28 protein-coding genes are annotated in these 25076 nt (G+C 29.2%); 3 read left to right on the forward strand and 25 right to left on the reverse strand.

All coding sequences use genetic code 11. The annotated features are described in order from the left end of the window. Window positions 1-122: 122 nt before the first annotated feature. Window positions 123-1724 (forward strand): recombinase family protein, encoded by a 1602-nt coding sequence (locus G9F70_RS16665; RefSeq protein ID WP_164944250.1) that lies wholly within the window; start codon window positions 123-125, stop codon window positions 1722-1724. 260 nt (window positions 1725-1984) lie between these two features. On the opposite strand, the gene G9F70_RS16670 is transcribed toward G9F70_RS16665, so the two are convergent. After that, window positions 1985-3112, reverse strand: a complete 1128-nt coding sequence (locus G9F70_RS16670; RefSeq protein WP_164944251.1) for a D-alanyl-D-alanine carboxypeptidase family protein — start codon at window positions 3110-3112, stop codon at window positions 1985-1987. 122 nt (window positions 3113-3234) lie between these two features. Between G9F70_RS16670 and G9F70_RS16675 the strand changes: the two genes are divergently transcribed. After that, on the forward strand, window positions 3235-3819 hold the full coding sequence (locus G9F70_RS16675) for a DUF2953 domain-containing protein (protein ID WP_164944252.1): 585 nt from the start codon (window positions 3235-3237) through the stop codon (window positions 3817-3819). Then, a complete protein-coding gene (gene ytfJ, locus G9F70_RS16680; RefSeq protein ID WP_164944253.1) occupies window positions 3812-4234 on the forward strand; it encodes a GerW family sporulation protein in 423 nt (140 codons plus the stop codon). The genes G9F70_RS16675 and ytfJ overlap by 8 nt, the downstream gene beginning before the upstream one ends. Before the next feature lie 107 nt (window positions 4235-4341). Here ytfJ and scpB read toward each other — a convergent pair whose 3' ends face one another. The 24 genes from scpB to spoIIIAC all read right to left on the reverse strand — a co-directional run bounded on the left by scpB (window position 4342) and on the right by spoIIIAC (window position 25062). Continuing rightward, window positions 4342-4941, reverse strand: coding sequence for an SMC-Scp complex subunit ScpB (scpB, locus tag G9F70_RS16685; protein WP_164944254.1), 600 nt, complete (start codon window positions 4939-4941; stop codon window positions 4342-4344). A 1-nt stretch (window position 4942) separates the two neighbouring features. Continuing rightward, window positions 4943-5683, reverse strand: a complete 741-nt coding sequence (locus G9F70_RS16690; protein WP_164944255.1) for a segregation/condensation protein A — start codon at window positions 5681-5683, stop codon at window positions 4943-4945. 188 nt (window positions 5684-5871) lie between these two features. Further along, the gene (locus tag G9F70_RS16695) at window positions 5872-7053 is read right to left on the reverse strand and encodes a D-alanyl-D-alanine carboxypeptidase family protein (protein WP_164944256.1); all 1182 of its coding nucleotides are present in this window, start codon (window positions 7051-7053) and stop codon (window positions 5872-5874) included. Between the two features lie 219 nt (window positions 7054-7272). Beyond that, the gene (locus G9F70_RS16700) at window positions 7273-7497 is read right to left on the reverse strand and encodes an endonuclease III (RefSeq protein ID WP_164944257.1); all 225 of its coding nucleotides are present in this window, start codon (window positions 7495-7497) and stop codon (window positions 7273-7275) included. Further along, window positions 7494-8144, reverse strand: a complete 651-nt coding sequence (spoIIM, locus tag G9F70_RS16705) for a stage II sporulation protein M (protein WP_164944258.1) — start codon at window positions 8142-8144, stop codon at window positions 7494-7496. Before spoIIM ends, G9F70_RS16700 begins: the two co-directional genes overlap by 4 nt. Window positions 8145-8322: 178 nt before the next feature. After that, window positions 8323-9138 carry a sporulation transcription factor Spo0A gene (gene spo0A, locus G9F70_RS16710; RefSeq protein WP_124998911.1) on the reverse strand — a complete coding sequence of 272 codons (816 nt, stop codon included), beginning with the start codon at window positions 9136-9138 and terminating at the stop codon, window positions 8323-8325. A gap of 203 nt (window positions 9139-9341) precedes the next feature. Next, complete coding sequence (spoIVB, locus tag G9F70_RS16715; protein WP_164944259.1) at window positions 9342-10565, reverse strand: SpoIVB peptidase; 1224 nt, start codon at window positions 10563-10565, stop codon at window positions 9342-9344. A gap of 341 nt (window positions 10566-10906) precedes the next feature. Then, on the reverse strand, window positions 10907-12595 hold the full coding sequence (gene recN, locus G9F70_RS16720) for a DNA repair protein RecN (protein WP_164944260.1): 1689 nt from the start codon (window positions 12593-12595) through the stop codon (window positions 10907-10909). Between the two features lie 11 nt (window positions 12596-12606). Beyond that, window positions 12607-13059 (reverse strand): arginine repressor, encoded by a 453-nt coding sequence (locus G9F70_RS16725; protein ID WP_164944261.1) that lies wholly within the window; start codon window positions 13057-13059, stop codon window positions 12607-12609. Further along, window positions 13028-13909 (reverse strand): NAD(+)/NADH kinase, encoded by an 882-nt coding sequence (locus tag G9F70_RS16730; RefSeq protein WP_164944262.1) that lies wholly within the window; start codon window positions 13907-13909, stop codon window positions 13028-13030. Before G9F70_RS16730 ends, G9F70_RS16725 begins: the two co-directional genes overlap by 32 nt. A gap of 60 nt (window positions 13910-13969) precedes the next feature. Next, window positions 13970-14782, reverse strand: coding sequence for a TlyA family RNA methyltransferase (locus G9F70_RS16735; RefSeq protein ID WP_164944263.1), 813 nt, complete (start codon window positions 14780-14782; stop codon window positions 13970-13972). A 35-nt stretch (window positions 14783-14817) separates the two neighbouring features. Further along, window positions 14818-16680, reverse strand: a complete 1863-nt coding sequence (dxs, locus tag G9F70_RS16740) for a 1-deoxy-D-xylulose-5-phosphate synthase (RefSeq protein WP_164944264.1) — start codon at window positions 16678-16680, stop codon at window positions 14818-14820. Between the two features lie 244 nt (window positions 16681-16924). After that, window positions 16925-17794, reverse strand: coding sequence for a polyprenyl synthetase family protein (locus tag G9F70_RS16745; RefSeq protein WP_164944265.1), 870 nt, complete (start codon window positions 17792-17794; stop codon window positions 16925-16927). A 152-nt stretch (window positions 17795-17946) separates the two neighbouring features. Continuing rightward, window positions 17947-18177: an exodeoxyribonuclease VII small subunit gene (locus G9F70_RS16750; RefSeq protein WP_164944266.1), complete on the reverse strand. Its 231-nt coding sequence runs from the start codon at window positions 18175-18177 to the stop codon at window positions 17947-17949. Then, window positions 18177-19382: an exodeoxyribonuclease VII large subunit gene (gene xseA, locus G9F70_RS16755; protein WP_164944267.1), complete on the reverse strand. Its 1206-nt coding sequence runs from the start codon at window positions 19380-19382 to the stop codon at window positions 18177-18179. The genes G9F70_RS16750 and xseA overlap by 1 nt, the downstream gene beginning before the upstream one ends. Beyond that, window positions 19372-20220, reverse strand: a complete 849-nt coding sequence (locus G9F70_RS16760; protein WP_164944268.1) for a bifunctional 5,10-methylenetetrahydrofolate dehydrogenase/5,10-methenyltetrahydrofolate cyclohydrolase — start codon at window positions 20218-20220, stop codon at window positions 19372-19374. The genes xseA and G9F70_RS16760 overlap by 11 nt, the downstream gene beginning before the upstream one ends. 142 nt (window positions 20221-20362) lie before the next feature. Next, the gene (gene nusB / locus G9F70_RS16765) at window positions 20363-20758 is read right to left on the reverse strand and encodes a transcription antitermination factor NusB (protein WP_164944269.1); all 396 of its coding nucleotides are present in this window, start codon (window positions 20756-20758) and stop codon (window positions 20363-20365) included. Window positions 20759-20895: 137 nt separating this feature from the next. Beyond that, entirely contained in the window at window positions 20896-21285 is a 390-nt protein-coding gene (locus G9F70_RS16770) for an Asp23/Gls24 family envelope stress response protein (RefSeq protein WP_164944270.1), read from the reverse strand. Between the two features lie 81 nt (window positions 21286-21366). Continuing rightward, window positions 21367-21867: a SpoIIIAH-like family protein gene (locus G9F70_RS16775; RefSeq protein ID WP_164944271.1), complete on the reverse strand. Its 501-nt coding sequence runs from the start codon at window positions 21865-21867 to the stop codon at window positions 21367-21369. A gap of 38 nt (window positions 21868-21905) precedes the next feature. Further along, a complete protein-coding gene (gene spoIIIAG, locus G9F70_RS16780; RefSeq protein ID WP_164944272.1) occupies window positions 21906-22556 on the reverse strand; it encodes a stage III sporulation protein AG in 651 nt (216 codons plus the stop codon). A 112-nt stretch (window positions 22557-22668) separates the two neighbouring features. Further along, on the reverse strand, window positions 22669-23262 hold the full coding sequence (gene spoIIIAF / locus G9F70_RS16785; RefSeq protein ID WP_164944273.1) for a stage III sporulation protein AF: 594 nt from the start codon (window positions 23260-23262) through the stop codon (window positions 22669-22671). A gap of 43 nt (window positions 23263-23305) precedes the next feature. Beyond that, window positions 23306-24454 (reverse strand): stage III sporulation protein AE, encoded by a 1149-nt coding sequence (gene spoIIIAE / locus G9F70_RS16790; RefSeq protein ID WP_164944274.1) that lies wholly within the window; start codon window positions 24452-24454, stop codon window positions 23306-23308. 9 nt (window positions 24455-24463) lie between these two features. Then, the gene (spoIIIAD, locus tag G9F70_RS16795) at window positions 24464-24847 is read right to left on the reverse strand and encodes a stage III sporulation protein AD (RefSeq protein ID WP_124998876.1); all 384 of its coding nucleotides are present in this window, start codon (window positions 24845-24847) and stop codon (window positions 24464-24466) included. 17 nt (window positions 24848-24864) lie between these two features. Continuing rightward, window positions 24865-25062, reverse strand: a complete 198-nt coding sequence (gene spoIIIAC, locus G9F70_RS16800) for a stage III sporulation protein AC (protein ID WP_124998874.1) — start codon at window positions 25060-25062, stop codon at window positions 24865-24867. Window positions 25063-25076 lie beyond the last annotated feature (14 nt).

The following is a 25076-nucleotide window of genomic DNA, read 5'->3' on the forward strand; positions in this document are numbered from 1 at the left end:
ATTATTTTTTTAAAATACATATCTTTATTTTGTAAAGCTATTATGGTAATTAGGGAATTTCACCTATTATATTCATTTTACCTTTTAACAAACTTTAAATCAATTATTAAGGAGTAAGTAAATTGAAAATTGCCGCTATATACTCCAGAAAATCAAAGATTACAACAAAAGGCGAATCAATAATTAACCAAATTGAACTATGCACGCATGAAGGCACTCATTTAGGAATTGAAAAATTTATAATATACGAAGATGAAGGCTTTTCAGGAAAAAATATTAAAAGACCTCAGTTTCAAAAAATGCTAAGTGATGCAAGAGAAAAAAAATTTAATGTTATTATCTGTTATAGACTAGATAGAATCAGTAGAAATATATCCGATTTTTCTACCCTTATAAATGAATTAGATAGTCTGCATATAAGTTTTATAAGCGTTAATGAACAATTTGATACCTCAACTCCTATGGGACGTGCAATGATGTATATTGCCTCTGTTTTTGCACAACTGGAACGTGAAACTATCGGTGAGCGGGTTCGTGACAATATGTTAGAGATGGCTAAAAATGGCAGGTGGTTAGGAGGTCAAACACCTTTAGGCTATGAAAGTAAAAAAATCACCTATTTAGATTCCCAGTTCAAAGAAAAAACAATGCATACATTATCACCTATAAAAGAAGAACTAGATGTTGTAGCCTTCATATACGATAAATATTTACATTATAAATCTATTAGCCAAGTTTTTATCTGTGTTTTCCAAAAAAACATAAAAACAAAAAATGGGGCTGACTTTAATAAGAAAAGAATTCAACTTATATTAAGAAATCCCCTCTATGTTAGAGCAAATGAAGCTGTTATGAAATATCTTGAATTTATTGGAATGAATGTCATGGGAAAATTTGATAATAAGCATGGAATTCTAATTTATAACAAAAGTAAAGGAGCTAAGATTAAGCGAGATATAAATGAATGGGTAGCTGCAGTTTCTACACATGAAGGAATTATTGATTCCCCTGTTTGGCTTTTAATTCAACAAATATTAGATGAAAATAAAAATAAAGCACCACGCCTTGGAACTTCCTCCGCTGCATTACTTACCGGAACTTTAAAATGTTCTAAATGCGGTAAAAGTATGATTGTTAAACATGGACATATTAGTGCGCATTCCAATAAAAAAATTCAATACTATGTTTGCAGTACTAAAGATTATTCAAGGGGCCTCCGATGTAACAATCCTAATATCCGCGTAGATGAACTCGAATCAATAGTTATAGAAAATTTGAAAAATGTCACACTAGACAAAAATGTTCTACTTGAAGAGTTAAATAAAATCAAATCTGATATGACCAAAAATAATTTTATGCATTGTGAAATAGATAATTTACAAGGACAAATAAAAATTAAACAATCTCAAATAGATATTCTAATAAGCCAGTTATCACTAGACAATGAAATATCCAAATATATAAGGCCACAAATTTTAAAATTAGGAGATGAGCTAGAAAAGCTAAAGGATAAATATGAAAACTTAAAAACTGCTTCCTATGAATATAAAAACAATAAGTGGGACGCAAATAAATTTATATATTCCTTAAATAACTTTTCTTCCCTAGTAGATGTTTTAGATTTCAATAATAAACGCCTATTAATTAATAGTATTATACATTCAATATATTGGGATGGTACTAAAGGTATCATTAAAATAAATCTAATGTCTTTAAAAATGTAATCTCATTATCGTCGTTTAGTGTAGCTAGAACAAAATTCACTTCCTACATCAATACAATCATAGGGTTCATAACTCATAAATATAACCTCCTAAGCACTATACTATTAAAATATTTATAAATGTAGAAATTGTGACAAGTTAAATAATAATAATAATAATAATAATAATAATAATAATAATAATTAGAAATGCTAGATGAATACCTAGTCACCCCCCTTGTGAACTTATCCCTAGTAAATAAAAGAGTCTTATGGGCTCTTTTATTTACTAGGGATAATTAAATTCACAATTTCATCTAATTTTTGTCTAAACATATTTTTTCTTGCCACAGAATTTTTAGCTACTAGAGCCTGCGTAAACAAAAGTTTATTATTTGAATATATATCTACCCTACCGAGTTTTTCGCCCAGCTGTACTGGAGCAATTATCTCATATAGTGGCTTTTTTATTTTAATCTCAATATTTTCATCCTTCTTTACTGGAACTATAATATCTCCCTTACTTGCTATTTGAACACTAGATACACCATTTTTTATATTAAGAGATTCCAAAGTATCATCTTTACTAATCACTTTCTTATATTCATAATTTTTATCTATATATTTACTTATTTTTTCAGTTTCTTTCCATCTAGGGGTACAATTCAAAGTAATTATAATAACCTCTCTATTTTGAATTTTAACAGAAGTAACTAAACATTTACCTGCCTTTCCGGTAAAACCAGTCTTTACTCCTGTGGCATTTGGTAAAAGATATAGAATTTTATTTATATTATGATAACTTCTATTAAAACCGTATTCTTTAGCATCAATATCTTTAGAACTTACTATATCATTAAATAGTTTTATTTCTTTTGCCTTTGCAGTAACCAAAGCTAAATCATAGGCTGTAGAATAATGATTACTACTATCTAAGCCATGAGGAGATTCAAAGTTACTATTTAATAATCCAATTTCTAGTGCATACTCGTTCATTAGTTTTAGAAACTCATCAACACTTCCACTTACTCCTTCTGCAATGGCGATTGCTGCATCATTTCCAGATCTTAACATAAGTCCATATAATAACTCTTTTAAGGTTATTTCTTCTCCAACCTTTAACCCTATTTCTGAACCACGTATAGATGCCGCCTTTTCTGATACAACTATTTTTTTGTTTAAATCCCCACATTTAATTGCTACAAGGCAAGTTATTATTTTTGTAGTGCTTGCAATCTCAATTGGAGTGTATGCATTTTTTTCATATAAAACAAGTTTAGAATCACAATCTAATGCTATAGAACTTATGGCGTTAACATATATATCTTCAGCATAAACATTTTGAATTAGTGATGTGAATAAAAAAAACATACTTAAAATAAGTGATAAAAAAATTTTATTTTTTTTCATGACTTCACCTCTTTTTATATATTAGTGTATAATTTTGAATACCTATAAATAATAGTGATTTACTGATTTTTTTATAGATTTTTGGACATAATACCAATTATTAGGCGTACTGGGAGGTTAACATGTTTAAAGGTATAATAGTGTTTCTTTTAACCTTAACAATTATATTATTTCCAATCCCTTTGAAAATAACTCTTAAATATAAAAACAAAGTTTTGGAAATTTACATATATAATAAAAAAATAAAGGCAAAAACGCCTTCGAAAGATAAAGTAAATTCAAAAATAAAAATCATCGAAAAAGAAATCACAAAGACAGATTTTTTAAAATCATTAACTTTTAATGATTTTAAATTAATTATTAACAAAATTAAGAATTTAAAATTCAAGCCAACAATGAGTTTAAATACTTATTTAGAATATGGTTTTGATGATGCTGCTTTTGTAGCTATTTTATTTGGCTTAATTCACTCCACCTATAGTTTTCTTTATTTACTATTACAAAAATTCACTAAAGTTAAAAAGATAGATTTAAAAGTTACCCCTCACTTTAAAGAAAATGATATTAATATGGAAATTTCGGGTATAATTTATGCCAATTTAGGAAAAATTATTTATATATCATTTGTAATGATAAGTTGCCTTATAAATATTAAGCATAAGAAAACAAATTCTAAAAAATATAAAGGAGGAAATGTACATGGATAATCATCCAATTGAAAATTTAATGAGAACCACTATGGAAAGTATAAAAGATATGATAGATGTGAACACCATTGTAGGCGATCCTGTAGAATCTATAGATGGTACTACAATTATTCCTATTTCAAGGGTATGTGTTGGTTTTGCATCTGGAGGTAGTGAATTTAATAATATTAAACCTAGTGTTTCAAGCGATAAATACCCTTTTGGTGGTGGTTCTGGCGCTGGAGTTACCGTTAGGCCTGTTGCATTTTTAGTAGTTAAAAACGATTCAGTAAGGCTATTATCTGTAGATCAACAGAATACATATGATAGAATTGTTGATACTGTACCACAGGTTATAGATATTGTTAAAAGTATGTTTAAGGATAAAAGTGATAAACATACACAAAATGAAGACAATGAAAAGTGTGATGAATAATCTAATATAAAAACTTATAAATATACCCCCCATAATAAAGTTTTCAATATAAAAGCTTTATTATGGCGAGGTTTTATAATTTTATACCCATAAATCTTTGAAAATAATTATTCAGCTTCATTGCTTTCAATATTTGTTTGTAAATTTTCTACATTAAAATCTTCTAAGGGTGGCATTTCAGCCAGACTGTAAAAATTAAAATGTTTAAGAAATTCATCTGTAGTTACATAAATTATTGGTCTTCCAGGAACATTTTTTCGTCCACTTTCTTCAATTAACTTTTTTTCTGCTAAGGTATATATTGCTCTATCACTCTTGACACCTCTTATATCTTCTATTTCAACTCTAGTTATAGGTTGTTTATATGCAATTATTGCTAAAGTTTCAAGCGATGCCTGAGATAATGATTGTCTAATATTAGTTTTTAACAGTTTTTGAACATATTCGCTATTACAGGGTTTTGTAACAAATTGATATTGATCATTAGTTGCTATGATTTTAATTCCTCTGTCCTCTTCTTCATATTTTACTATTAATTCATTTATTAGTTCTCTTGTAAAATCATTGCTACATTCTAATATATTTGCCATAACCGTTAGTTTTAATGAATCTCCAGTAACAAACAACAAGGATTCAATAATGGAAAAATATATTTTTTTAGTAGATACCTCTTCAATGTCTAATTGTTTAATATTAAATTCATTCATTTTAATTTATCCTTTCTAAATATATATCTTTAAAAGTACTTTCCTGAATTACTCTCACACTTCTAACTTTAATTAGTTCGAGTAATGCTAAAAACGTAACAATAACTTCTATTTTTGATGAATATCCAGTGATTAACTTTGAAAAATAGACTTTTCCAAATAAATCAAGCGCTTCTTTCAATTCTAGCATTTTATCTTCTATTTTGTATTCATCCACTAATATTTTTTTATTTATAATATTATCAACGTTCATTTTATTTATATATTGTTGCATTAAATTATTGTACAAATTATACAAATTAAGCATTGTAACATTTTTCAGAAAATCTATTTCTTTAATGTTTTTACTATCTTCTTCAATTATTTCTGGTTTCTTACTAAACATTATACCTGCTCCCTGCTCTAGCATCTTTAAGTTATCAGCTATAATTTTATATTTCCTATATTCTATTAATTTATTTAATAATTCTGCTTCTACATCATTTTCTTCTTCTTTACTATTTTCCTCTTTATTTTTAGGTAGCAATCGTTTGGATTTAATTTGGATTAAAGTTGCGGCTATTACAATAAATTCTGATGTAACCTCTAAATCCATTTCTTTCATAGTTTTAAGATACTCGAGGTACTGGCTAGTGATTTCATAAATATTAATATCATAAATGTTCATCTCATTTTTCTTAATAAGATGCAATAACAAGTCAAAGGGACCCTCAAAATTAGTTACTTTTATACTTAATGGCATGTACACTCGCTCCTAGATAAAAATTTAATTATAAAGAAATATGGCATTTATGTTAGTTTCTTTATATCAAGTTCTTTTAAGTATAGTGCATCTTTAAAAAAATAACTAGTCAGTATAAAAAATTAGCTTCTAAGCAAAGAAATTTTTGCCTAGAAGCCATAATTTTGTATTACAATAAATGTATTAATTTAAATTGCTCTATCAAACAGGTCAGTAAAATTATTTTTAATATTATCCCATACTCTAGATTTTTTTATATCTCTATCACTATAGATAATAATCTTCCCACATAATTCATTATCAACATATATTTCACAAACTCCAATTGCTGCATCTTTTTTATACTCTGTAAGGCCTTCATCTAAAACTAATTTTTTAGTGATTTCATTCTTCTTACCTCTTTCAAGTGTTATAAGAAAATTTTCTTGTGCTTTAGCTATTATAAATTTATCACCTTTTTTATTTAAAGGTATTTTTTCTAATTCTTCATCTTTAGCTATTACTTTTTTAGTTTCAAATTTAGAGAATCCATAGTTCATTAACATGCTAGCATCACTATTTCTTATTTTAAAAGTTGGAGCACCCATAATTATTGCTAGCATTCTTACATTGCTTTGCAATGCAGTAGCAGATATACAGTATTTTGCCTCACTTGTAAATCCAGTTTTAAGTCCATCACAACCTTTGAAAAATCTAACAAGCTTATTATGATTTACAAGACCTATAGGCGTCTTTCTGCCCTCAGTAATAGTCTCCATATAAGTTGATGAATATTTTAATATTTTAGGATGTTTTAATAACTCTCTAGACATAATTGAAATATCAAAGGCTGAGGTAAAATGTCCATCTGCACTGAGCCCTGTGCAATTTTTAAAAGCTGTATCTTTCATATTGAGGCTTTTTGCTTTTTCATTCATCATAGATACAAATGCACTTTCACTACCACCTAAATATTCTGCCATTGCTACAGCTGCATCATTTCCAGATGCAATAGCAATACCTTTTAAGATTTCTTCCACAGTTCTAATTTCACCAGTATCAAGTATCATACTACTTCCACCCATTTTTTTCGAGTTTTCACTTATAGTTATTTTATCTTGTAATTTAATCTTACCTGAATCTACAGCCTCCATAGCGAGTAACATAGTCATTATTTTAGTTACTGAGGCCGGAGCAAATTTTTCATGAGAATTTTTTTCATATATTATTTTGCCACTAGACGGTTCCATTAGTAGTGCCGACTTCGCTTCTACTGTAATTCCGCTGTTAACTTTATTTTCTCCTTCTGCCTTTGCTGATATTGTAAAAACCTGCGCCGTAAAAATTAACGATAACATCAAACATAATACATTTTTAATATTTCTTTTCATATGTATCCTCCTCATGTTTTTTCCGCTAGGCAACAATTATTAAATGCTGTCTACCTTGCTTAAAATTTATATCATTATTTTTACCAAGTTACCACAATATTATCACTATATATTTAAATAAAGTAAAAAATTTATAATATGTATAAAACAAAACTTGCCTTCACATTTGAAAGCAGTTTTTGTTTTGTTTTGCTAAATTCTATTTAATTTATGAATGCTTTAGCCTCTAAAAAACAAATAAAATGTAAGAACATAGTTATAAGCTAATTTATAATTTTTATCCACTAATTTGTAAACAAATATAGAATTTTTGTAAATTGTTGTATTATTTAAACTTTGAAGTATGCAATCCACAGCTTTAGGCAATAGAACTCCAATTACTAGTAAAATCACAAAGCATTTTATCGTTAGCATTACAAACCGCCATAAATCTTTATTCTTCATTTACTTACGCTTCCTAGACCATTAATAAGATTTTTTATGAAATAGGGTGCAATATAAGATTCTATAATTATACCTATAAACAAGAATGCTATTAGTACAATAAATATTACGCTATAATATATTATTCTGCTAGATATACTACTTGTCCATTGTTTATTAAACTTGTCTTTAAGTAGCATTATAGAAAATTCCATTGATACTACCGATGCGAAAATGATGCATGGAATATAAATCAAATTTTGAGGCAGAACTCCTAGTACTGCAATTCCAATCCCACTTTTACCAAGGCCACTAATCATAAAGCTAAATGTAAATCCAACTGTAAATCCCTTTAATAAATCAATAATTATGATTATTGGTATTCCCACAATAGTTAAACCTAAAAACCAAAGAAAAATAATCACAGGTAGATTATTTTTAAGTGATTGGAAGAATATTAATTTATAACTGATGCCACTTGTATTAGAAGGGTCAATAAAATTCATCAAATAATTTACTAAATCATTTTGTTCAATTTCCCCCATGTATTTCACGCTATAGATTCCTAAAATTATACCTGTAAATACACAAAGAATACTTATAATATATAGCCAAAAATTTTCTTGTATGTGTTTGTTTATATTGCTTATTAGTGTATTAGATGACATAAATTACTCCCCCTTTGTTAATCATTTTTCTTATTTATTAGTATCATAATTAATTATAAAATTAACTTATTTCATATTTATGATAAGGAAGAGTGTTATATGCTTACTTAGTTTAAGATTATTTTCTTATTAAAAAAATATAACCTATGTGCATAGTGCACATAGGTTATATTTTTAATTAACTTACTCTATTTTGTAATCTTAGCTTATCAGCTACCATAGCTATAAACTCGCTATTTGTGGGTTTACCTTTAGCATTATGTATGGTGTACCCAAATATCTTATTTATAGTTTCGACTTGACCACGCCCCCATGCTACCTCTATAGCATGCCTTATTGCTCTTTCTACCCTACTAGCAGTTGTATTAAATTTTTTAGCAATAGATGGATATAATTCTTTTGTTACTGCAGATAAAAGTTCAATATCGTTTACTACCATAGTTATTGCTTCTCTTAGATACATATATCCTTTAATATGAGCTGGAACACCAATTTCATGAATTATACTTGTTATTTCAGCTTCTAAATCCATTGGTTCATTGCGATTACTTTTTCTAGGTTCAGTTGTGTCAATAAAAGAAATTGATTTCTTACTGCTATCACTAGAAATTGTATTATTAAACATCTGTCTTATTCGTTTTGTAAAAACATCCATATCAAAAGGTTTTACTACATAATAATCTGCTCCCAAAGTAATGGCTCTTTGCGTTATTTTATCTTGACCTACTGCCGATAATACTATTATTTTAGGTATTGGATCAAGATCCATGCTACCTAATCTCTCTAGTACACCAAGACCATCTAAATGAGGCATTATTATGTCTAGTACTACTAAATCAGGTTTTCTCTCCTTTATTAATTTAAGAGCTTCTATTCCGTCTTTTGCAATGCCTGTAACCACAATATCTCTTTGACTTAACAAATAATCATTTAATATATTACAGAATTCTTTATTATCATCTGCAATAAGTACACTAATTCTAGGTTCTTCCATATTATAACTCCCCCTTACAAATAAATTATCATTTCCCATAACTTAACAAATTATAAATTCGACAAAAGAATCTTAATTCCTTCTAATATTGAAAAAAATTACAAATAAATAAATATTTATTATTATTCATAAAATAAAAGATAGCATTTGCTATCCTTTACCTGTTAATCTCTATTTTACCTCTTTTTTTTTAAAATTGCTAGTTATTTTGATAATATACCTGCATCTTTAAGCATCCACTCTATATATATCCCATATCCCATATCAGGCTTATTAATTAAAACATGGGTAACCGCTCCAATAATTTTATTGCTTTGAATTATTGGACTGCCGCTCATACCTTGCACTATACCTCCAGTTTTTTCTAGAAGCCTAGGATCTGTAATTTTAATAATCATGCTTTTAGATCCCGATGTATTTTGAGGTAATAATTTCTGAATTTCTATTTGGAACAATTCAGGTTCACTACCGTTTATAGTGGTTAGAATTTCAGCTTTCCCTTCTTTAATTTCATTTCTTAGACCTATTTTCATAGGCTTATTAAATTTACTATTTATAAGGCTTTTGGTTCCATTTCCAAATATTCCACATTCTGTATTATTTATTATTTGCCCTTTAATTTTATTTTCATCTATAAAAACCCCTCTCAATTCTCCTGGATTTCCCTTTGTTCCTTTTTTTATAGATGCAATATTAGATGATACAATTACACCATTACTGACACTTAGTATTGTTCCAGTATCTGCATCTGTAATAGGGTGTCCAAGCGCTGCAAATTTTTTAGTTTTATCATCATATAAAGTTAATGTTCCAACGCCGGCTGTTGAATCCCTTACCCATAGTCCTATTTTTCTTTTCCCATCTTTAGAATCAACTGCAGGTTTAACCTTAATTTCAAAAGCATTTGCATTATTTTTTCGCTGTACTTTAAGAGTGATTTCTGAATTTTCTTCCCTATTTACAAATCTTGTTACATCTTCTGCATGAGTTATTTCAATATCATTTATTTTTATTATACTATCTCCTATTTGCACACCTGAAGTTGCCGCTGGACTTGCTATTTTGCCATTACTGCTATCAATATCAGATAAAGCTACTACTAAGACACCTTTAATATTCAATTTGACACCAATTGGTTGTCCTCCTGGATAAACCATGATTTCTTCATTTTCCTGCACAAAAGTAGATTTGGTTTCTATAAGCTTTGAAGGATTTAAATCTCGATTTTTGCTTTTCTCAGTTACATAGGAATTGGTAAAAATATTGTCTTTGCCTCCATTAACCTTTGGAATTTGACTAGAATATAAACTTTTCATGGGTATGTTAAATATAGGAGCGATATTATTTTGAGTTTTAAAATATAAATTTAAAGCAATAATTACTATAGGCGTCATAATCCAGCATATTAAATTTAATCTTTTCTTCATGTGCTTTACCTCCTTCTTATAGTTATGACTTTAAGTTACCCTCGAATTCTTTACATTATGCTATAACATTAATTCAATAATAGTTAAAGACATAGATTGAAAACTAAATTATCATAAATTAAAAAAATTGTTCAGTATTTCAATTATTTTCACATTTTTTTATAAATTATATAGCTTAAAATTTGTTATTATAGATATATCAATATTATTTTTTTATTTACTATATTTTCAAAATAATAAAGTCATAAAAAAATAAAGTTATCAATGAAATTTTTCATTGATAACTTTATTTTTTCCTATAAAGGTATTTTTATTACTATATTATTTTATAAAAACAAAAACTAAAGTAACTTTTGTTTTTTCGCCATATTTATCATTTCTTTAGAATTTTCTAAAGTTAATTTTGTAACCTCGGTACCACCTATCATTCTAGCTATTTCCTGTTGTTTTTCATCATCATTCATTTTTATAATATTAGTATAAGTTTTATCATTTTTAACATTTTTAGATATTAAATAATTTGTATCCGCCATACTAGCTATTTGTGGCAAATGAGTTACGCAAAAAATTTGATGGTTTTTAGATATTAAATACATTTTTTCTGCCACACATTGTGCAATTCTACCACTAATACCAGTATCTATTTCATCAAATATAACAGTAGGTATTTCATCCTTATCAACGAATACTGTTTTCAGTGCAAGCATTATACGTGATAACTCTCCTCCAGACACAATATCCACAAGTGGGCTAAGTGGTTCTCCCGGGTTTGTAGATATACAAAATTGAACCCTATCACATCCATTTTCATAAAATTCATTTTCTAATTTTACTTCTATGTAGAATTTGCTTTTTTCAAGTCCAATATAATTTAATTCATCTTTTATTTTATCTTGGAGATCTTTTGAAATATCACATCTAATTTCATGAATTTCACTGCCTAAAATTCTCATTCCACGCTCGTAATCTGCTTTTTCTTTTTGAAGACGAGTAATTATTTCATCACTATTAGTTAATTCTTCATATTCAGCTTCAATTTTTTCTTTATATTCATAAATTTCTTCAATAGTGGGTCCATATTTCCTCTTGCAAATATTAATTTGGTTTATTCTGCTATTTAAATATTCCAATTCTTTTTCATCATAGTAAATTGTCTCTTTTAAGTTTCGAAGGTCTGCAATATTTTCTTCTATATTATAGTAGCTTTCTTCTATTGAGTCTGTAATTGTTTTTATCTTTTCCATATGTTTTTCTATAGTTCGGAGTTCCTTAATAGCTATAGCTAAATTGTAAAAAACAGAAGTACTTTCCTCATCGTTAATATATAACAATCCATAACTTTTTGATAGATGTTTTTCCAATTTTTCTGCATTACTAAGAATTGCATACTTTTCTAAAAGTTCTGTATCTTCACCAATTTTTATATTAACACTTTTAATTTCTTCTATTTGGTAATTTAAGAAATCAATTCGCTTTGCACGGTCTCCTTCATTTCCTTCAAGTTTGTGAATCTTGTTTTTAATCTGGGTGAGCCTTGCATATTTCTCATTATATCTTGAAAGAACCACATTAATCTTATCATCTCCAAAGGAATCTACATAAAATATATGATTAGCACTATCTAATAAATTATGATTATCATGTTGACCATGAATATCAAGCAAGGTCTTACTAATATATTTAATCTTTGATAGTAGCAATGATTTACCATTAACTTTAGCAATACTTTTTCCAGATTGAAATGTTTCGCGACTTACAATTACCATGTCTTCATAATCAATTTCCATCTCATCTAGTGCATTTTTGTTATTCTTATTATCGATGGTAAATATGGCTTCAACATAAGTTTTGTCTTCCCCTGTCCTAATTGTGCTTTTATTAAATTTCCCACCTAACACATAATTTATAGCATCAATCAAAATTGATTTTCCTGCTCCTGTTTCACCAGAAAACACGTTAAATCCCCCTTCAAAATTAATACTTAAATTTTCAATTAGAGCAAAATTTATAATATTTAATTGTAGGAGCATACTAATTCCTCCTATACGTTAATCATTTTTTTGATTTTTTGAACTATTACTTTAGTATCTTCTTCATTTCTAGCTAAAATAAAAACAGTGTTATCCCCAGCTAAAGTTCCTACAATACCATTGAATTTCAAAGAATCTAAAGCTTCAGCAGCAGCAGGAGCCGCTCCAGATATAGTTTTAAGTACTATAAATTTATCTACATTGTCAACATATATCACGGTTTGACAAAAAATGTTGACCAATTTATTTGATAAGAAACTATCCTCTGGAGAAATAGTAGCATATTTGTGAGTTCCATGTGAATTCATAACCTTAATTAATTTTAGTTCTTTTATGTCTCTTGATACTGTTGCTTGAGTAATATCAAAACCTTTACTTCTTAGTTCTTCTGCTAACTGCTCTTGTGTTTCAACTTCTTTTACCTGAATGATTTCAATTATTTTCGCATGACGTGCAATCTTCATTTTTATCCCCTTCACAATCTGTAGTTCTAGAAATTATTTTTTTTCTTAAGATTTCAAAATAATTATAATCATTAAATTTAACCAATCTACATTTTTTATTTGAAACACTTACTAATATTTTCTCATAATTATTTAACTTTATTGCGCGTTGTCCATCTAGTGTCAAAAATATGCTTTCATGTTCACATTTTATATTTATAGCTATTTCACTTTTACAGTCCAGCACTATAGTTCTCATAGATAGTGACAATGGGCAAATAGGTGTTACAGCTATAACATCTAGATTCGGATAAATTATAGGCCCACCAGCAGATAATGAATATGCTGTAGATCCTGTTGGTGTAGCAATTATAAGTCCATCTCCTGTAAAATCAATATAGAATTTATTATCTATGTAAAGTTCATATTTAACAACTCTTGCTAGTGTTCCCTTTGATACTACTATATCATTTAAAGCAGTATACTCTTCATGTCTTTTTCTACCAGGTAATTTACAATTAAGAATCATTCTATCTTCTACATAATAATCATCTTCAATAAATCTTTTCATGGCCTTTTCAAATTCTAGGAGCTCCACACTGGAAAGAAAGCCCAAATTGCCTATATTCACCCCGAGTATTGGAATATTATAGTTATTTAGATTTCTTGATGTTCTTAAAATAGTTCCATCTCCACCTAAGGCTATAATAATATCTAAATCGTTATGTTTTATATTTTCAAGGCCAATTGAATCTTTAAACATGAATATATTAGTTTCATCAATATATTTGCTAATAATATTTTTTACATGTTTAATTATTTTGCCATCTTTATCCTTTGTGGTATTTATATTAATGCCAATGCTTTTCATAGTTCCTCCTTGCCCTTCTCTATAGCAAATATGGACTATTAATTTTTGCTTGCCCTGACACTAATTTAGATTCTTATGGGCATTACTAACTAATAGCTCTATATTTTCCATCACAAAATTCACATAGTGATCTTTAGATTTTGTAAAATATATTAAATATTCAATATTACCATTAGGTCCTTTTATTGATGAGTAATCAATGTTGATAACATTTACATTGAGACATTTCAAAAAGTTTATTACTCTAGTTATTACCTCTATATGTTCACTCTGTTTTTTAACTACACCTTTTTTATTAACTTTGCCTAGGCCTACTTCAAATTGTGGCTTTAATAATGCTACAACACTTGCATTATTTTTTAATAGACCCAGCAAATTTGGAATAACTTTTTCCAGCGATATAAACGACACATCTATACTTGCAAAGTCGGCAAGTTCCCCTATACTATCCAGGCTTAAATACCTTATGTTTGTATTTTCCATTGACACTACTCGCGCGTCGCATCGCAGCTTATCATCTAATTGGTCGGTTCCAACATCTATAGAGTATACTCTGCATGCCCCATGCAAAAGCATGCAGTCTGTAAACCCTCCTGTGGATGCTCCTATGTCCAGGCATACTTTATCTTTAAGGTGAATGTGAAAGGAGTCTATAGCCTTTTTAAGTTTTAATCCCCCTCGGCTTACATAAGGAATATCTTCTCCAATAAATTCAATCTTGGATGATAAATCTATTTTTTTTCCGTATTTGCGAGTTATGATTCCATCCACAAATATATTACCCGCAATAATATTTTCCTTTGCTCTTTCTCTAGAAAACAAAATTCCCCTTTGGACTACAAGAACATCTAATCTCTCTTTATTTTCTATCATGAAAAACTCCTTATAAATCCACTAAAGTGGATTATTTAAATTAACTTTAGAATGCTTTGGAAAATTCCAGAAGCGTCTAGTTTATATAATCTATATAGTATATCAACTGTTCCATGAGGAATAAATTCATCTTTAAACCCTAAATTAATAACCTTTGTTTTCTCCTCAAGTGTGTTTACATATTCTAGTACTAAGGAACCTAATCCTCCATGTACAATATTATCTTCTATAGTTACTATTGAATATTTTTTATGGACTAACTCTGAAATTAGTGCTTCATCAATGGGCTTAATAAAGCAAGCATTAATTACTGTAACTTCTACTCCCATGTCTTTCAGTTTTTCTCTAACTAAAACAGCATTTTGGACCATTTTGCCTGTAGCTACTAAGGCTATTTTACCACCTTGGAAAAGAATCTCCCATTTCCCTCTTTTAAAATTTTGAATAGAAGACATGCTAATATTTGGATTGTCTCCTCCCCTAGGATATCTTATAGCAATTGGATAATCTTGTTTAACTGCAAAAGCGAGCATCGACTTAAGTTCACTGATACATTTTGGAGCCATAATTGTCATATTAGGAATATGAGATAAGTAGGATAAATCAAATATGCCTTGGTGTGTTTCTCCGTCTTGGCCAACTATGCCAGCTCTATCTATGGCAAAAATAACAGGTAGCTTTTGAATGCATACATCATGTACAATTTGGTCATAGGCCCTCTGCAGAAAAGTGGAGTAAACTGCAAAAACAGGTTTTAAACCTTGTGATGCCATTCCTGCCGCCATAGTAACTGCATGTTGCTCAGCAATCCCTACATCAAAAAATCTATTAGGAAACTGTTTTGAGAACTTCTCTAGCCCAGTACCTTCAGGCATAGCAGCTGTTATTGCCACTATATTTTTGTTTTCCTTTGCAAGGCTTACAATTTGCTCCCCAAATCCATCAGAGTAACTTTCCTTAGAACCACCACTCAACTCTCCAATTAAGGGGTTAAATGGGCCTACGCTATGATATTTACCTGGCTGGTTTTCAGCAAATTTATAACCCTTTCCTTTTTTAGTTATAACATGAATAATTACTGGTCCCTCTATATTTTTAGCTAGCTTTAAAACCTTACTTACTTCTTTAATATCATGTCCATCTATAGGTCCTAAATATTTTATACCCATATGTTCAAATAACATCCCTGGAACAACAACCTGTTTAATTCCATCTTTAATTTTATGAATTGATTTGGCCATACCATTGCCTACACTAGGAATTCTTCTAAGGGTAGAATTTATTTCTTTTTTTATTCTATTATAAGTTGGATCAATTCTAAATCCGCTTAGGTACTTAGATATTCCTCCAACATTTTTAGAAATAGACATTTGATTATCATTGAGTACAATAATCATTTTAGTTTTCCTAAAGCCTACATCATTTAAAGCTTCCAACGCCATGCCGCCTGTAAGTGCACCATCACCTATTACTGAAACGACATCGTAATCTTTACCTTGCAGATCTCTAGCCCTTGCCATACCAAGGCCAGCAGAAATAGAAGTGCTACTATGCCCTGATTCAAAGCTATCATATTTACTTTCTTCTCTTTTAGGAAATCCACTGAGTCCTTCAAAATTTCTAAGTGTATCAAATTTATCTTTTCTCCCTGTAAGAATTTTATGTACATAAGATTGATGCCCTACATCCCATATTATTTTATCACTATCTAAATCAAATACATTGTATAAACTTAGAGTTAATTCTACTATACCTAAATTTGAAGCTAAATGCCCTCCAGTTTTAGAAACTTTTTCAATGAGAAAATTTCTAATTTCTACTGCAAAAACATTTAATTCTTCTATAGACATTTTTTTCACTGCATTTATATCATTAAAATTATCTAAAATTCTACTCATATTTCTCTACCTTCTTTATTAATTATAATATTAAAAAATCCCCAAAAATAAAATCAATGCACCTATATTATAATAACCTATTGATTGAAATGTACCAAAAACTAATAAGGCATTGACTTTATTTTGACCGCATTTATGGGGACATTATATCATATAATAATATTTAATTCAAAAGCTATTTCCACTTATATAAGCAATTTAGCGTAATTTTAGAATGTTCTCATTAATAGCAATATACCGATTTTTAAAATTCCCTTTCCAATAAAAATTCTGTAATTTCTTCTAGATATTTTGTATTTACCTCAAGTTTCTTTAATATTTGGAAACATTCCTGAGTTAAAGCATTACACTTTTCCTTGCATTTTTCTAAGCCATACATGGTTATAAAAGTTGTTTTATTATTGCATTCATCACCTTTTATATTTTTACCCAGAATATCAACGTCACCAATTACATCCAATATATCATCTTTTATTTGAAAAGCCAGGCCCAATTTTTCACCGTAGTCACTTAAATCCTCTAAATCTTCCACCGATGCATTTGCAAGGATTGCACCACTCACTATTGCCGCTTTAATTAGTTGACCAGTTTTATTTCTATGCATATAAAGAAGCTCTTCCTCGGATATTGTGATGCCTTCACTTAAAATATCGCAAATTTGCCCAGCTATCATTCCTTGAGATCCAGAAGCAGTTGCTATAACAGCGCTTGCTTTAATTTTGTTTAAATCTCCATCTAAACATTGATTTAGCATTATTATCATGGCCTCATTTAATAATCCATCTCCTGCAAGGATAGCTATTGCCTCCCCATAAATTTTGTGATTTGTGGGCTTTCCTCTACGCAAATCATCATTGTCCATGCTAGGCAGATCATCATGAATAAGAGAATATGTATGAATCATCTCAAGAGCTGCTGCAAACGGCATTATGTCTCTATAATCACTCTTGTACATATCATATGTAAGAAGCATTAAAATCGGCCTAACTCTCTTACCACCAACCTTTATACTATAAATCATTGCTTCAAAATTTCTATTATCAACTTCAGGCTTATTATCAAAATAATCGCTTATCCACTGTTCTAATGTATCCTTAACGGCTTTTGTATTCATTTTATCCCTTCTTTTCTTTACAAATTTTAAAAATAATATAGTTCAAGGCACATTAAAATAAATAACAAGCACCTATACTAATCTATTTTGACTTGTTGTTTATTTACATGCACCTAAATTGATTTTTAAGGACATTTTAGAAGGAAAGTCTTCTATTTAACCACTTCAGGTATTACCATAAAATCTTTTTCACCTTCGGCTGTTAGTATTTTTATTTTACCTTCTGTATCATTTAAAATTTTATATAAACTGTTGCAAATTTTTGTACCTTCTTCGTAAATAGTCATGGTTTGCTCTAATGTAATTTCATTGCCATCCATGGTATCTACAATTTCTTCAAGTCTTAACATCATATTTTCATAGGATTCTTTTTTCTTTGCCATTAAATCATCTCCAAATCGCTTATTTTAAATTCAGCGCTACCATCTTTTAATGTAATTTTAACCTGTTTTATATTTTTCAAATTGCTAATTTCACTAATAACTTTATTTTCATCATTTTGCAATAGTGCATAGCCCTTATTTAATACATTCAAAGGGTTATGTGCCTGCAAAAGAGCATTGAACTTGGAAAGTTTCTGCTTTTCTAATGAAATCACAACATTAAATTTATAGCTTAGGTTTTCTTTTAAATTATCTATATGAATATATTGATTAACTATATAATTTAAAGGGTTATTTATTTTTAGTGATTTATTTAGTAAATTAACTTTATTGTATTCCTTAGTGAGCTTAGATTCCACAGATCTCAGTAATAATTCTCTAAGTGCTTTAATTTCATTATTTAAATCTTTTAAATTCTTCACAGCAATTTCCGCTGCGGCTGATGGAGTCGGTGCTCTATAGTCAGATGCGAAATCTGCTATAGTAAAGTCTGTTTCATGGCCAATTCCAGTAATTATAGGTATTTTAGAATTATAAATTGCGTAAGCTAAGTTTTCTTCATTGAATGCCCATAATTCCTCTATAGAGCCTCCTCCTCTTGCAATAATAATTAAATCAACATTTTTTGTGCTATTAAAATATTTTATGCCACCTTCAATGTCCGCGCTTGCGCTTACACCTTGAACTAGGGCTGGATATATTAAAATGTTAACCAAAGCGTTACGTCTTGTAGCAACATTAATAATGTCCTTAATCGCAGCCCCTGTTTCTGATGTAATTATTCCTATTTTAGCAGGAAATAAGGGTATATTTTTCTTATGAGTACTTTCAAATACTCCTTGTTTTTCTAACTTTTCCTTTAGATTTTGAAAAGCTAAATATAACTGCCCTTCACCGTCTGGCTCTATAGACTCACAATAAATTTGATATGCCCCATCTCGTTCATAAACTGAAACCTTCCCACGAACAATAACATTCATACCATCTCTAGGGGTAATTTTAAGTTTATGTGTTTGAGATTTAAACATTACACAATTTATCTTCCCAAATGCATCTTTTAATGAAAAATATATATGCCCACTAGAATGCAATTTTACATTAGATAGCTCGCCTTTAACACTCGCATTGTTTAATATAAAATCACTATCTACTATTTTTTTAATGTATCCATTAAGGGCGGTTACTGTTATTACTTTAATAAACATTATTCCTCCAGGCTTCGCAAGCATTTTTAATAAGCATCGTGGTAGTCATGAGGCCCGTTCCACCTGGCACAGGTGTAACATAGCTTGCATGATTAATAACATCGTAAAAATTTACATCCCCTGCAATTTTATCATTTATCATTGTAGTACCAACATCTATAACTACTGCTCCCTCTTTAATAAAATCACTTGTAACAAACCCTGGTTTACCAATAGCCGCAACTATTATGTCTGCTGTTTTACAAATTTCTTTTAAATTTAGTGTTTTAGAGTGACATATAGTTACTGTTGCATCTTCATTAAGTAGTAATTGTGCTGCTGGTTTTCCTACAATATTACTTCTACCTAAAACAACAGCATGCTTTCCTTTAATAACGCATCCAGTATTTTTAATCATTTCAATTACCCCTAAAGCAGTACAAGGAATAAAACAATTCTCTCCCTTATAAAATCTGCCCATATTCTTATCGGTTAATCCATCAATATCTTTTTTATATGAAATTTTAGAAGTAATTTCTTTCTCATTATATTTTTTTGGTAATGGCAATTGAAGTATTATACCGTCTACACTACTATCTTCATTAAATTTTTCTATAAGCTCTATAATATCTCTTTCATCCACGTCTTTATCTAAATGAGTACAACTATATGAAACACCTAATTTATCGCAGAGGTTATTCTGACTTTTTACGTATGACAATGAGCCACCATCATCACCAACTAAAATTGTTTTAATTGAAGGCACTCTTAGTCCCTTCGAAGTCCCTTGGCTTATAACTGCCTTAATTTCATTTCTGTAGTTTTCAACTATTATTTTACCATTAACTTTAATTCCCATATTATCCTCTCCTTATTGGTTTTAAAATATTAATTACTACAATAGACTTCTCTTATAATTTCAAATTTCCTCTTTTAAAGTAATAAAATAGACTAGTATAGTGACTAGTCTATTTAAAAATAGCATAAAAGGCTCTAACATTTTAGATCATTTTTGCTAAAATACCATTTATAAAAGCAGGAGAAGCATCTTCCCCATATTTCTTAGCAAGTTCTATTCCCTCATTTACAGAAACTACACTCGGTATCTCTTCCTCGAATAGTATTTCATATGTACTAATTCTTAAAATGGCTAGGTTCATTTTTGATAGTCTATCCAATTTCCACTTAATTAAATGCTTTTCAATATTTTTATCAATTTCCACACCATATTCATGAATTCCCGCGAGTACCCTTGTAATATATGACATATCAACCTCTTTTAAATCCTCATCTGTATACTCTTTGAAGTTTTCAATTATCTCCTCATAGCTCTCTTTATTTATTGACATTTCAAAAAGTAATCTCATTGCTACTTCTCTTGACTTTCTTCTATTCATTAGTAATCCTCCTAGTTTTTCTATCAAATATAATAATAAACATCATAAAAATATAAAATTTGTTTTAATTATAATTATGTCCAAATTCATATATTTTTAACGTATAAACACCCTCTGATTAGAGAGGGTGTTTATTCCTATGCTTCTATTTCCTCTACCTTTTCTGTTTTAGGTAGTACAACATTTTGTACATACACATTTACTGCTGAAACTGTAAGTCCAGTCATTAGCTCTACAGATTTTTTTACATTTATTTGCGCTTTCTCAGTTACTTCTGGAATTTTAACCCCATATTCAACTACAACGTGTAAATCAATTACTGCACTATTTTCTCCAACATTGACTTTAACGCCTTTAGATAAATTTTTCTTACCACTTAATATTTGAGTTATTCCACCAACGAGACTAGCACTCATTCCCACAATTCCCTGTATTTCAGCAACAGCGAGTCCCGCTATAACACTAACTACATCCTCAGATATCTTAACAGTACCCATTTCCGTTTCATTTAAAATATTATCTTCCATATTAGTACCCCCTTGTTTAGCTTAGGTAAAACATGATAATGCTATATTTATTATAGCAGATAAATATTTGATTTACAATTATTATTCTTTTACCTTAACATCGATATTCTCTAATTTTGTTTTACTCATTACAACATCTTGAATACCTCGAAGCTCTTCTTTTGAAAGTTCTTTCTTGGAACTTTTAACAAATATTTCCACCTTGTCATCAACTATACTGCAAAGTGCTTCCTCAAACCCTTTAGCTTTTAGTGCAAGTTCCACGTCTGATTCTTTCTGCGTAGTAGTTGATACATCTAAATATTCATCAGCAGCCTTTTTCTTTTCTTCTTTTGGAGTATTAGCGTCATCGATTATTAATTTAATTGCTTGAAGCGCTTTTGCACTTTCTTGATTTCTTGATAATTTTGCTTCTGCAAAAAAGGTTGAAGAACTTTTGTTTTCTTTTAAAGATATTGCACTCTTCTCACCAAAATCACCATCATTTACATATAATGGCCCATTTACCTTTGTTGCAAGATACCCTGCACAAATTATAAGTACTACCAACGTAACAATTATACCTGATTGTTTTTTATTCATAATATTTCCCCCCATCTACCTTTCTAAGAAATTATATGCTAATTATTCATAGGATATACATTAACTTTATTTTCAGGCAAATTAAATAAATTAATTACTGCCTGTCTAATCCTAAGCTCAGTTATTTTTTCATTTGATCCTTCTGCCACCACACATACACCAGTAATAATAGGCTTGTATTTTTTTACAATTAGCGGTTCATTTGTATTTCCGTTATTGGACATAACAACCGTTCTTCCATCATTTTTTTGAGTGATATTTCTTTTTCCTCCTCCAGTATCATTTTCTACTGTAAGACTTTCAGAATCATTTATGTTTACTGCAGGAACACTCTCCTCCCCACTCTCAAAATAGATCATAAGCTGTACCTTTCCAACTCCTCTAATTTCTTCAAGTGTTGATTTAAGTTTATTTTCTAATTGTGATTCATAATCACTTAATCCTAAAACCTTTGTTTCTTTTATAATTTTATCCTTCTGCGTCTCTTCTAAGGCAGCTGATGTTGAACTGTTATTTTTAAAAAAACTACTCCCAAGGACTATTACAACTGCCACTAAGATCATTAATACCAGGTTTCCGAGTAGCTTGTCAGATTTTTTACCATTACCCAGTTTCTTTTTGTCATCACCACCATTTAATTTTGATTTAATATACTTAGTAAATTTACTAAGCAAATCATCATTGTTCATAGGAATCCCCCTTTTTTCTTATTTTTAATCTTAATCTCATATAGATAAATAATCAGTATGCTATACTAACTTAATAAGCCTTATGCAATATACTAATTGTTAATCTCATTTTTTATGAGTTTAATTTATAAACAGTAACAATACTCGCAGATATTTTAAATTTACTACTTAAGAGCCTCTTTATTTTGTCCCCTTGTTCCCCCTTTAAAATATCTCTTTTAGACGCATTAACACTTTTAGCATTAATTTCTATTTTCCTAATATTTCTAACCCCTTTATCTACAATTCCAATTTCAATTTTATTAATATTGAATACTGCCTTTTTATCATCATAGATAATATCTATATCGGCATTATACTTATTTTCCGGATAAGATTCTTCTAAATTTATAATACATTGCTTCTCTAAGTTTTTTTTAAAATTTTCAGTGGTATTTAGCATGTTAATATCTTTATACTTTTTTATATCTGTGACTGCAGTACTTGACTCCATGTAACTTGTTGCTTTATTGGTATAAGAATAAAAATTAAAGTCCTTATTAAAAATCTTTATTATAGGGTTTATAATTACTACAATTAGCATCAGTCCTAATACAAATTTAGCATATTTTTTCATGTTATTATCTGGTAAAATCATCTCCACTGCTGTAATGAAAAATATAGCAATAGTGATGTTGATTACCCAGACTTTTAATGCTTCAATCAAATTAGCACCACCCCCTTTTTTATAAGTTTAGAGCTTATTTGTTTCAACCCATCATTATCCCTTTTCCAGTGGAAGCTATTATTGCCACCATTATGAAAAACATTACACTTACAGATATTACGCAGGACATTAAAAGAATAATAGAATCCCCTACTGAATTTATACAATCTACTGTGCGACTATCACTTATTGGTTCAATTATTGCAGCTGTAACTTTATATAGAAAAGCCATAATTAACAGTTTTATAATAGGCAATAAAACTATTACTAAAATAATAATAAGGCCTAACCCACTTATGGCATTTTTTAAAAGAAGTGAGTATCCAGCTACTGTAGAAATTGCATCAGATAAACATTTCCCAACTACAGGTATAAAATTATCTACTGCAAATTTTGCTGTTTTTATAGTAACTTGATCTATAGTTTTTGCTGCTATACTTCTTAAGGTAATTACCCCAATGAAGACTGTCATTACTATTCCCTGAACCCATATAGCAACTTGTTTTAAAAGTTTTGTTAAATTATTAATTTTAAAATCACTAGATATATTGTTAACAAATTGTAGTACAAAGCTCATAAATATTATAGGAATGAGAATATCCACATAAACTCTAGAACTTACAGTAGCAAAACCCATTATTACAGGGTCCAGCAGTGTAGCTTCGGTAAATCCTCCCACACTAGCTAGTAGCATCATTAGTACTGGCATAAGCGCTGCCATAAAATCCGCCATATTAATAATTGTGCTTTTAGCAAGCTCTACTCCTATATAAAAGCTTTTAGTTATTAGAATTATCATTACACCATAACAGGCAAAATAAGCAATGCTTGATAAATTTTCACTACTAAAAGCACTTTGTAGATTGTGAAGTAGGGCGCACACAATAGCAATAATTAAAAGACTACCAATTAGTTGCAATGACGCACATATTTCTTTAAATGTGAATTTAATAAGATAATTAGAGATATTTTTAAAACTAAATCCATTTTCGCCAGTTTTCATAAATCCATCTACAAACGCTTTTGGCTCCATATCATTAAATATCTCATACTTTGTTTTTATATTAGTAATGTAATCATATAAATTGCTTATTTCTTTTTGCTGTTTTTCTCCAATTTTGCCTACTTCGGTAGCATGTACACTAATAGGTAAACATATTAAAAGTAATAAAATCATCAATATTTTTTTCATATTATACCTCTACATTATTTTTAGAATAGATTGCATTATTGCCATTAAGATAGGTATTGCCAAAACTAATATCAATATTTTCCCGGCAAATTCAACTTTTGCCCCGATGCTATTTTCACCAGCATCCCTACAAATCTCACTGCAAAAAGATGCTAAATATGCAATGCCAAGTATTTTGAAAACTGTGTTTAAATATACAACATCAATATTGGCCCTATTTGCTAATGTTTGCAAAAAACTCATTATTATTGTAAGTTTGTTTATCATAAACAAAAAAATTAATATTCCTGCTGCAATACTAACTTGAATAGCTAAATCATCCCTTTTGTCTTTAAATATAAGCACAATAAATAAAGCCATGAAAGCAAATGCAACAACTTTAATTATTTCCATAATGCCCTCCTCTTGTGCTAAAACTGAAACAAAGTTTTTACAGAAGTAAATAGTTTGCTTACTAGATTTATCACCATAATAAGAATTATTATTACTCCGGCTAAATTTGCAACTACAGCAATATCTTCCTTTCCCCCACTTTTTAAAATCTTGTCAATAATAATTATGAGAATACCTGTTGCCCCTATTTTAAACAGCAAACTAACATCTAACACTTAGAAAACCTCCC

It is taken from the genome of Clostridium sp. FP1 (assembly GCF_011065975.2).
GTDB lineage: Bacteria > Bacillota > Clostridia > Clostridiales > Clostridiaceae > Clostridium_AD > Clostridium_AD tagluense.

What these genes read in the sequence shown, in the direction of transcription:
- G9F70_RS16670 (WP_164944251.1), bottom strand. Translation starts at nt 3,112, where the DNA reads ATGAAAAAAAATAAAATTTTTTTATCACTTATTTTAAGTATGTTTTTT.
- G9F70_RS16675 (WP_164944252.1), top strand. Translation starts at nt 3,235, where the DNA reads ATGTTTAAAGGTATAATAGTGTTTCTTTTAACCTTAACAATTATATTA.
- ytfJ (WP_164944253.1), top strand. Translation starts at nt 3,812, where the DNA reads ATGGATAATCATCCAATTGAAAATTTAATGAGAACCACTATGGAAAGT.
- scpB (WP_164944254.1), bottom strand. Translation starts at nt 4,941, where the DNA reads ATGAATGAATTTAATATTAAACAATTAGACATTGAAGAGGTATCTACT.
- G9F70_RS16690 (WP_164944255.1), bottom strand. Translation starts at nt 5,683, where the DNA reads ATGCCATTAAGTATAAAAGTAACTAATTTTGAGGGTCCCTTTGACTTG.
- G9F70_RS16695 (WP_164944256.1), bottom strand. Translation starts at nt 7,053, where the DNA reads ATGAAAAGAAATATTAAAAATGTATTATGTTTGATGTTATCGTTAATT.
- G9F70_RS16700 (WP_164944257.1), bottom strand. Translation starts at nt 7,497, where the DNA reads ATGAAGAATAAAGATTTATGGCGGTTTGTAATGCTAACGATAAAATGC.
- spoIIM (WP_164944258.1), bottom strand. Translation starts at nt 8,144, where the DNA reads ATGTCATCTAATACACTAATAAGCAATATAAACAAACACATACAAGAA.
- spo0A (WP_124998911.1), bottom strand. Translation starts at nt 9,138, where the DNA reads ATGGAAGAACCTAGAATTAGTGTACTTATTGCAGATGATAATAAAGAA.
- spoIVB (WP_164944259.1), bottom strand. Translation starts at nt 10,565, where the DNA reads ATGAAGAAAAGATTAAATTTAATATGCTGGATTATGACGCCTATAGTA.
- recN (WP_164944260.1), bottom strand. Translation starts at nt 12,595, where the DNA reads ATGCTCCTACAATTAAATATTATAAATTTTGCTCTAATTGAAAATTTA.
- G9F70_RS16725 (WP_164944261.1), bottom strand. Translation starts at nt 13,059, where the DNA reads ATGAAGATTGCACGTCATGCGAAAATAATTGAAATCATTCAGGTAAAA.
- G9F70_RS16730 (WP_164944262.1), bottom strand. Translation starts at nt 13,909, where the DNA reads ATGAAAAGCATTGGCATTAATATAAATACCACAAAGGATAAAGATGGC.
- G9F70_RS16735 (WP_164944263.1), bottom strand. Translation starts at nt 14,782, where the DNA reads ATGATAGAAAATAAAGAGAGATTAGATGTTCTTGTAGTCCAAAGGGGA.
- dxs (WP_164944264.1), bottom strand. Translation starts at nt 16,680, where the DNA reads ATGAGTAGAATTTTAGATAATTTTAATGATATAAATGCAGTGAAAAAA.
- G9F70_RS16745 (WP_164944265.1), bottom strand. Translation starts at nt 17,794, where the DNA reads ATGAATACAAAAGCCGTTAAGGATACATTAGAACAGTGGATAAGCGAT.
- G9F70_RS16750 (WP_164944266.1), bottom strand. Translation starts at nt 18,177, where the DNA reads ATGGCAAAGAAAAAAGAATCCTATGAAAATATGATGTTAAGACTTGAA.
- xseA (WP_164944267.1), bottom strand. Translation starts at nt 19,382, where the DNA reads ATGTTTATTAAAGTAATAACAGTAACCGCCCTTAATGGATACATTAAA.
- G9F70_RS16760 (WP_164944268.1), bottom strand. Translation starts at nt 20,220, where the DNA reads ATGGGAATTAAAGTTAATGGTAAAATAATAGTTGAAAACTACAGAAAT.
- nusB (WP_164944269.1), bottom strand. Translation starts at nt 20,758, where the DNA reads ATGAATAGAAGAAAGTCAAGAGAAGTAGCAATGAGATTACTTTTTGAA.
- G9F70_RS16770 (WP_164944270.1), bottom strand. Translation starts at nt 21,285, where the DNA reads ATGGAAGATAATATTTTAAATGAAACGGAAATGGGTACTGTTAAGATA.
- G9F70_RS16775 (WP_164944271.1), bottom strand. Translation starts at nt 21,867, where the DNA reads ATGAATAAAAAACAATCAGGTATAATTGTTACGTTGGTAGTACTTATA.
- spoIIIAG (WP_164944272.1), bottom strand. Translation starts at nt 22,556, where the DNA reads ATGAACAATGATGATTTGCTTAGTAAATTTACTAAGTATATTAAATCA.
- spoIIIAE (WP_164944274.1), bottom strand. Translation starts at nt 24,454, where the DNA reads ATGAAAAAAATATTGATGATTTTATTACTTTTAATATGTTTACCTATT.
- spoIIIAD (WP_124998876.1), bottom strand. Translation starts at nt 24,847, where the DNA reads ATGGAAATAATTAAAGTTGTTGCATTTGCTTTCATGGCTTTATTTATT.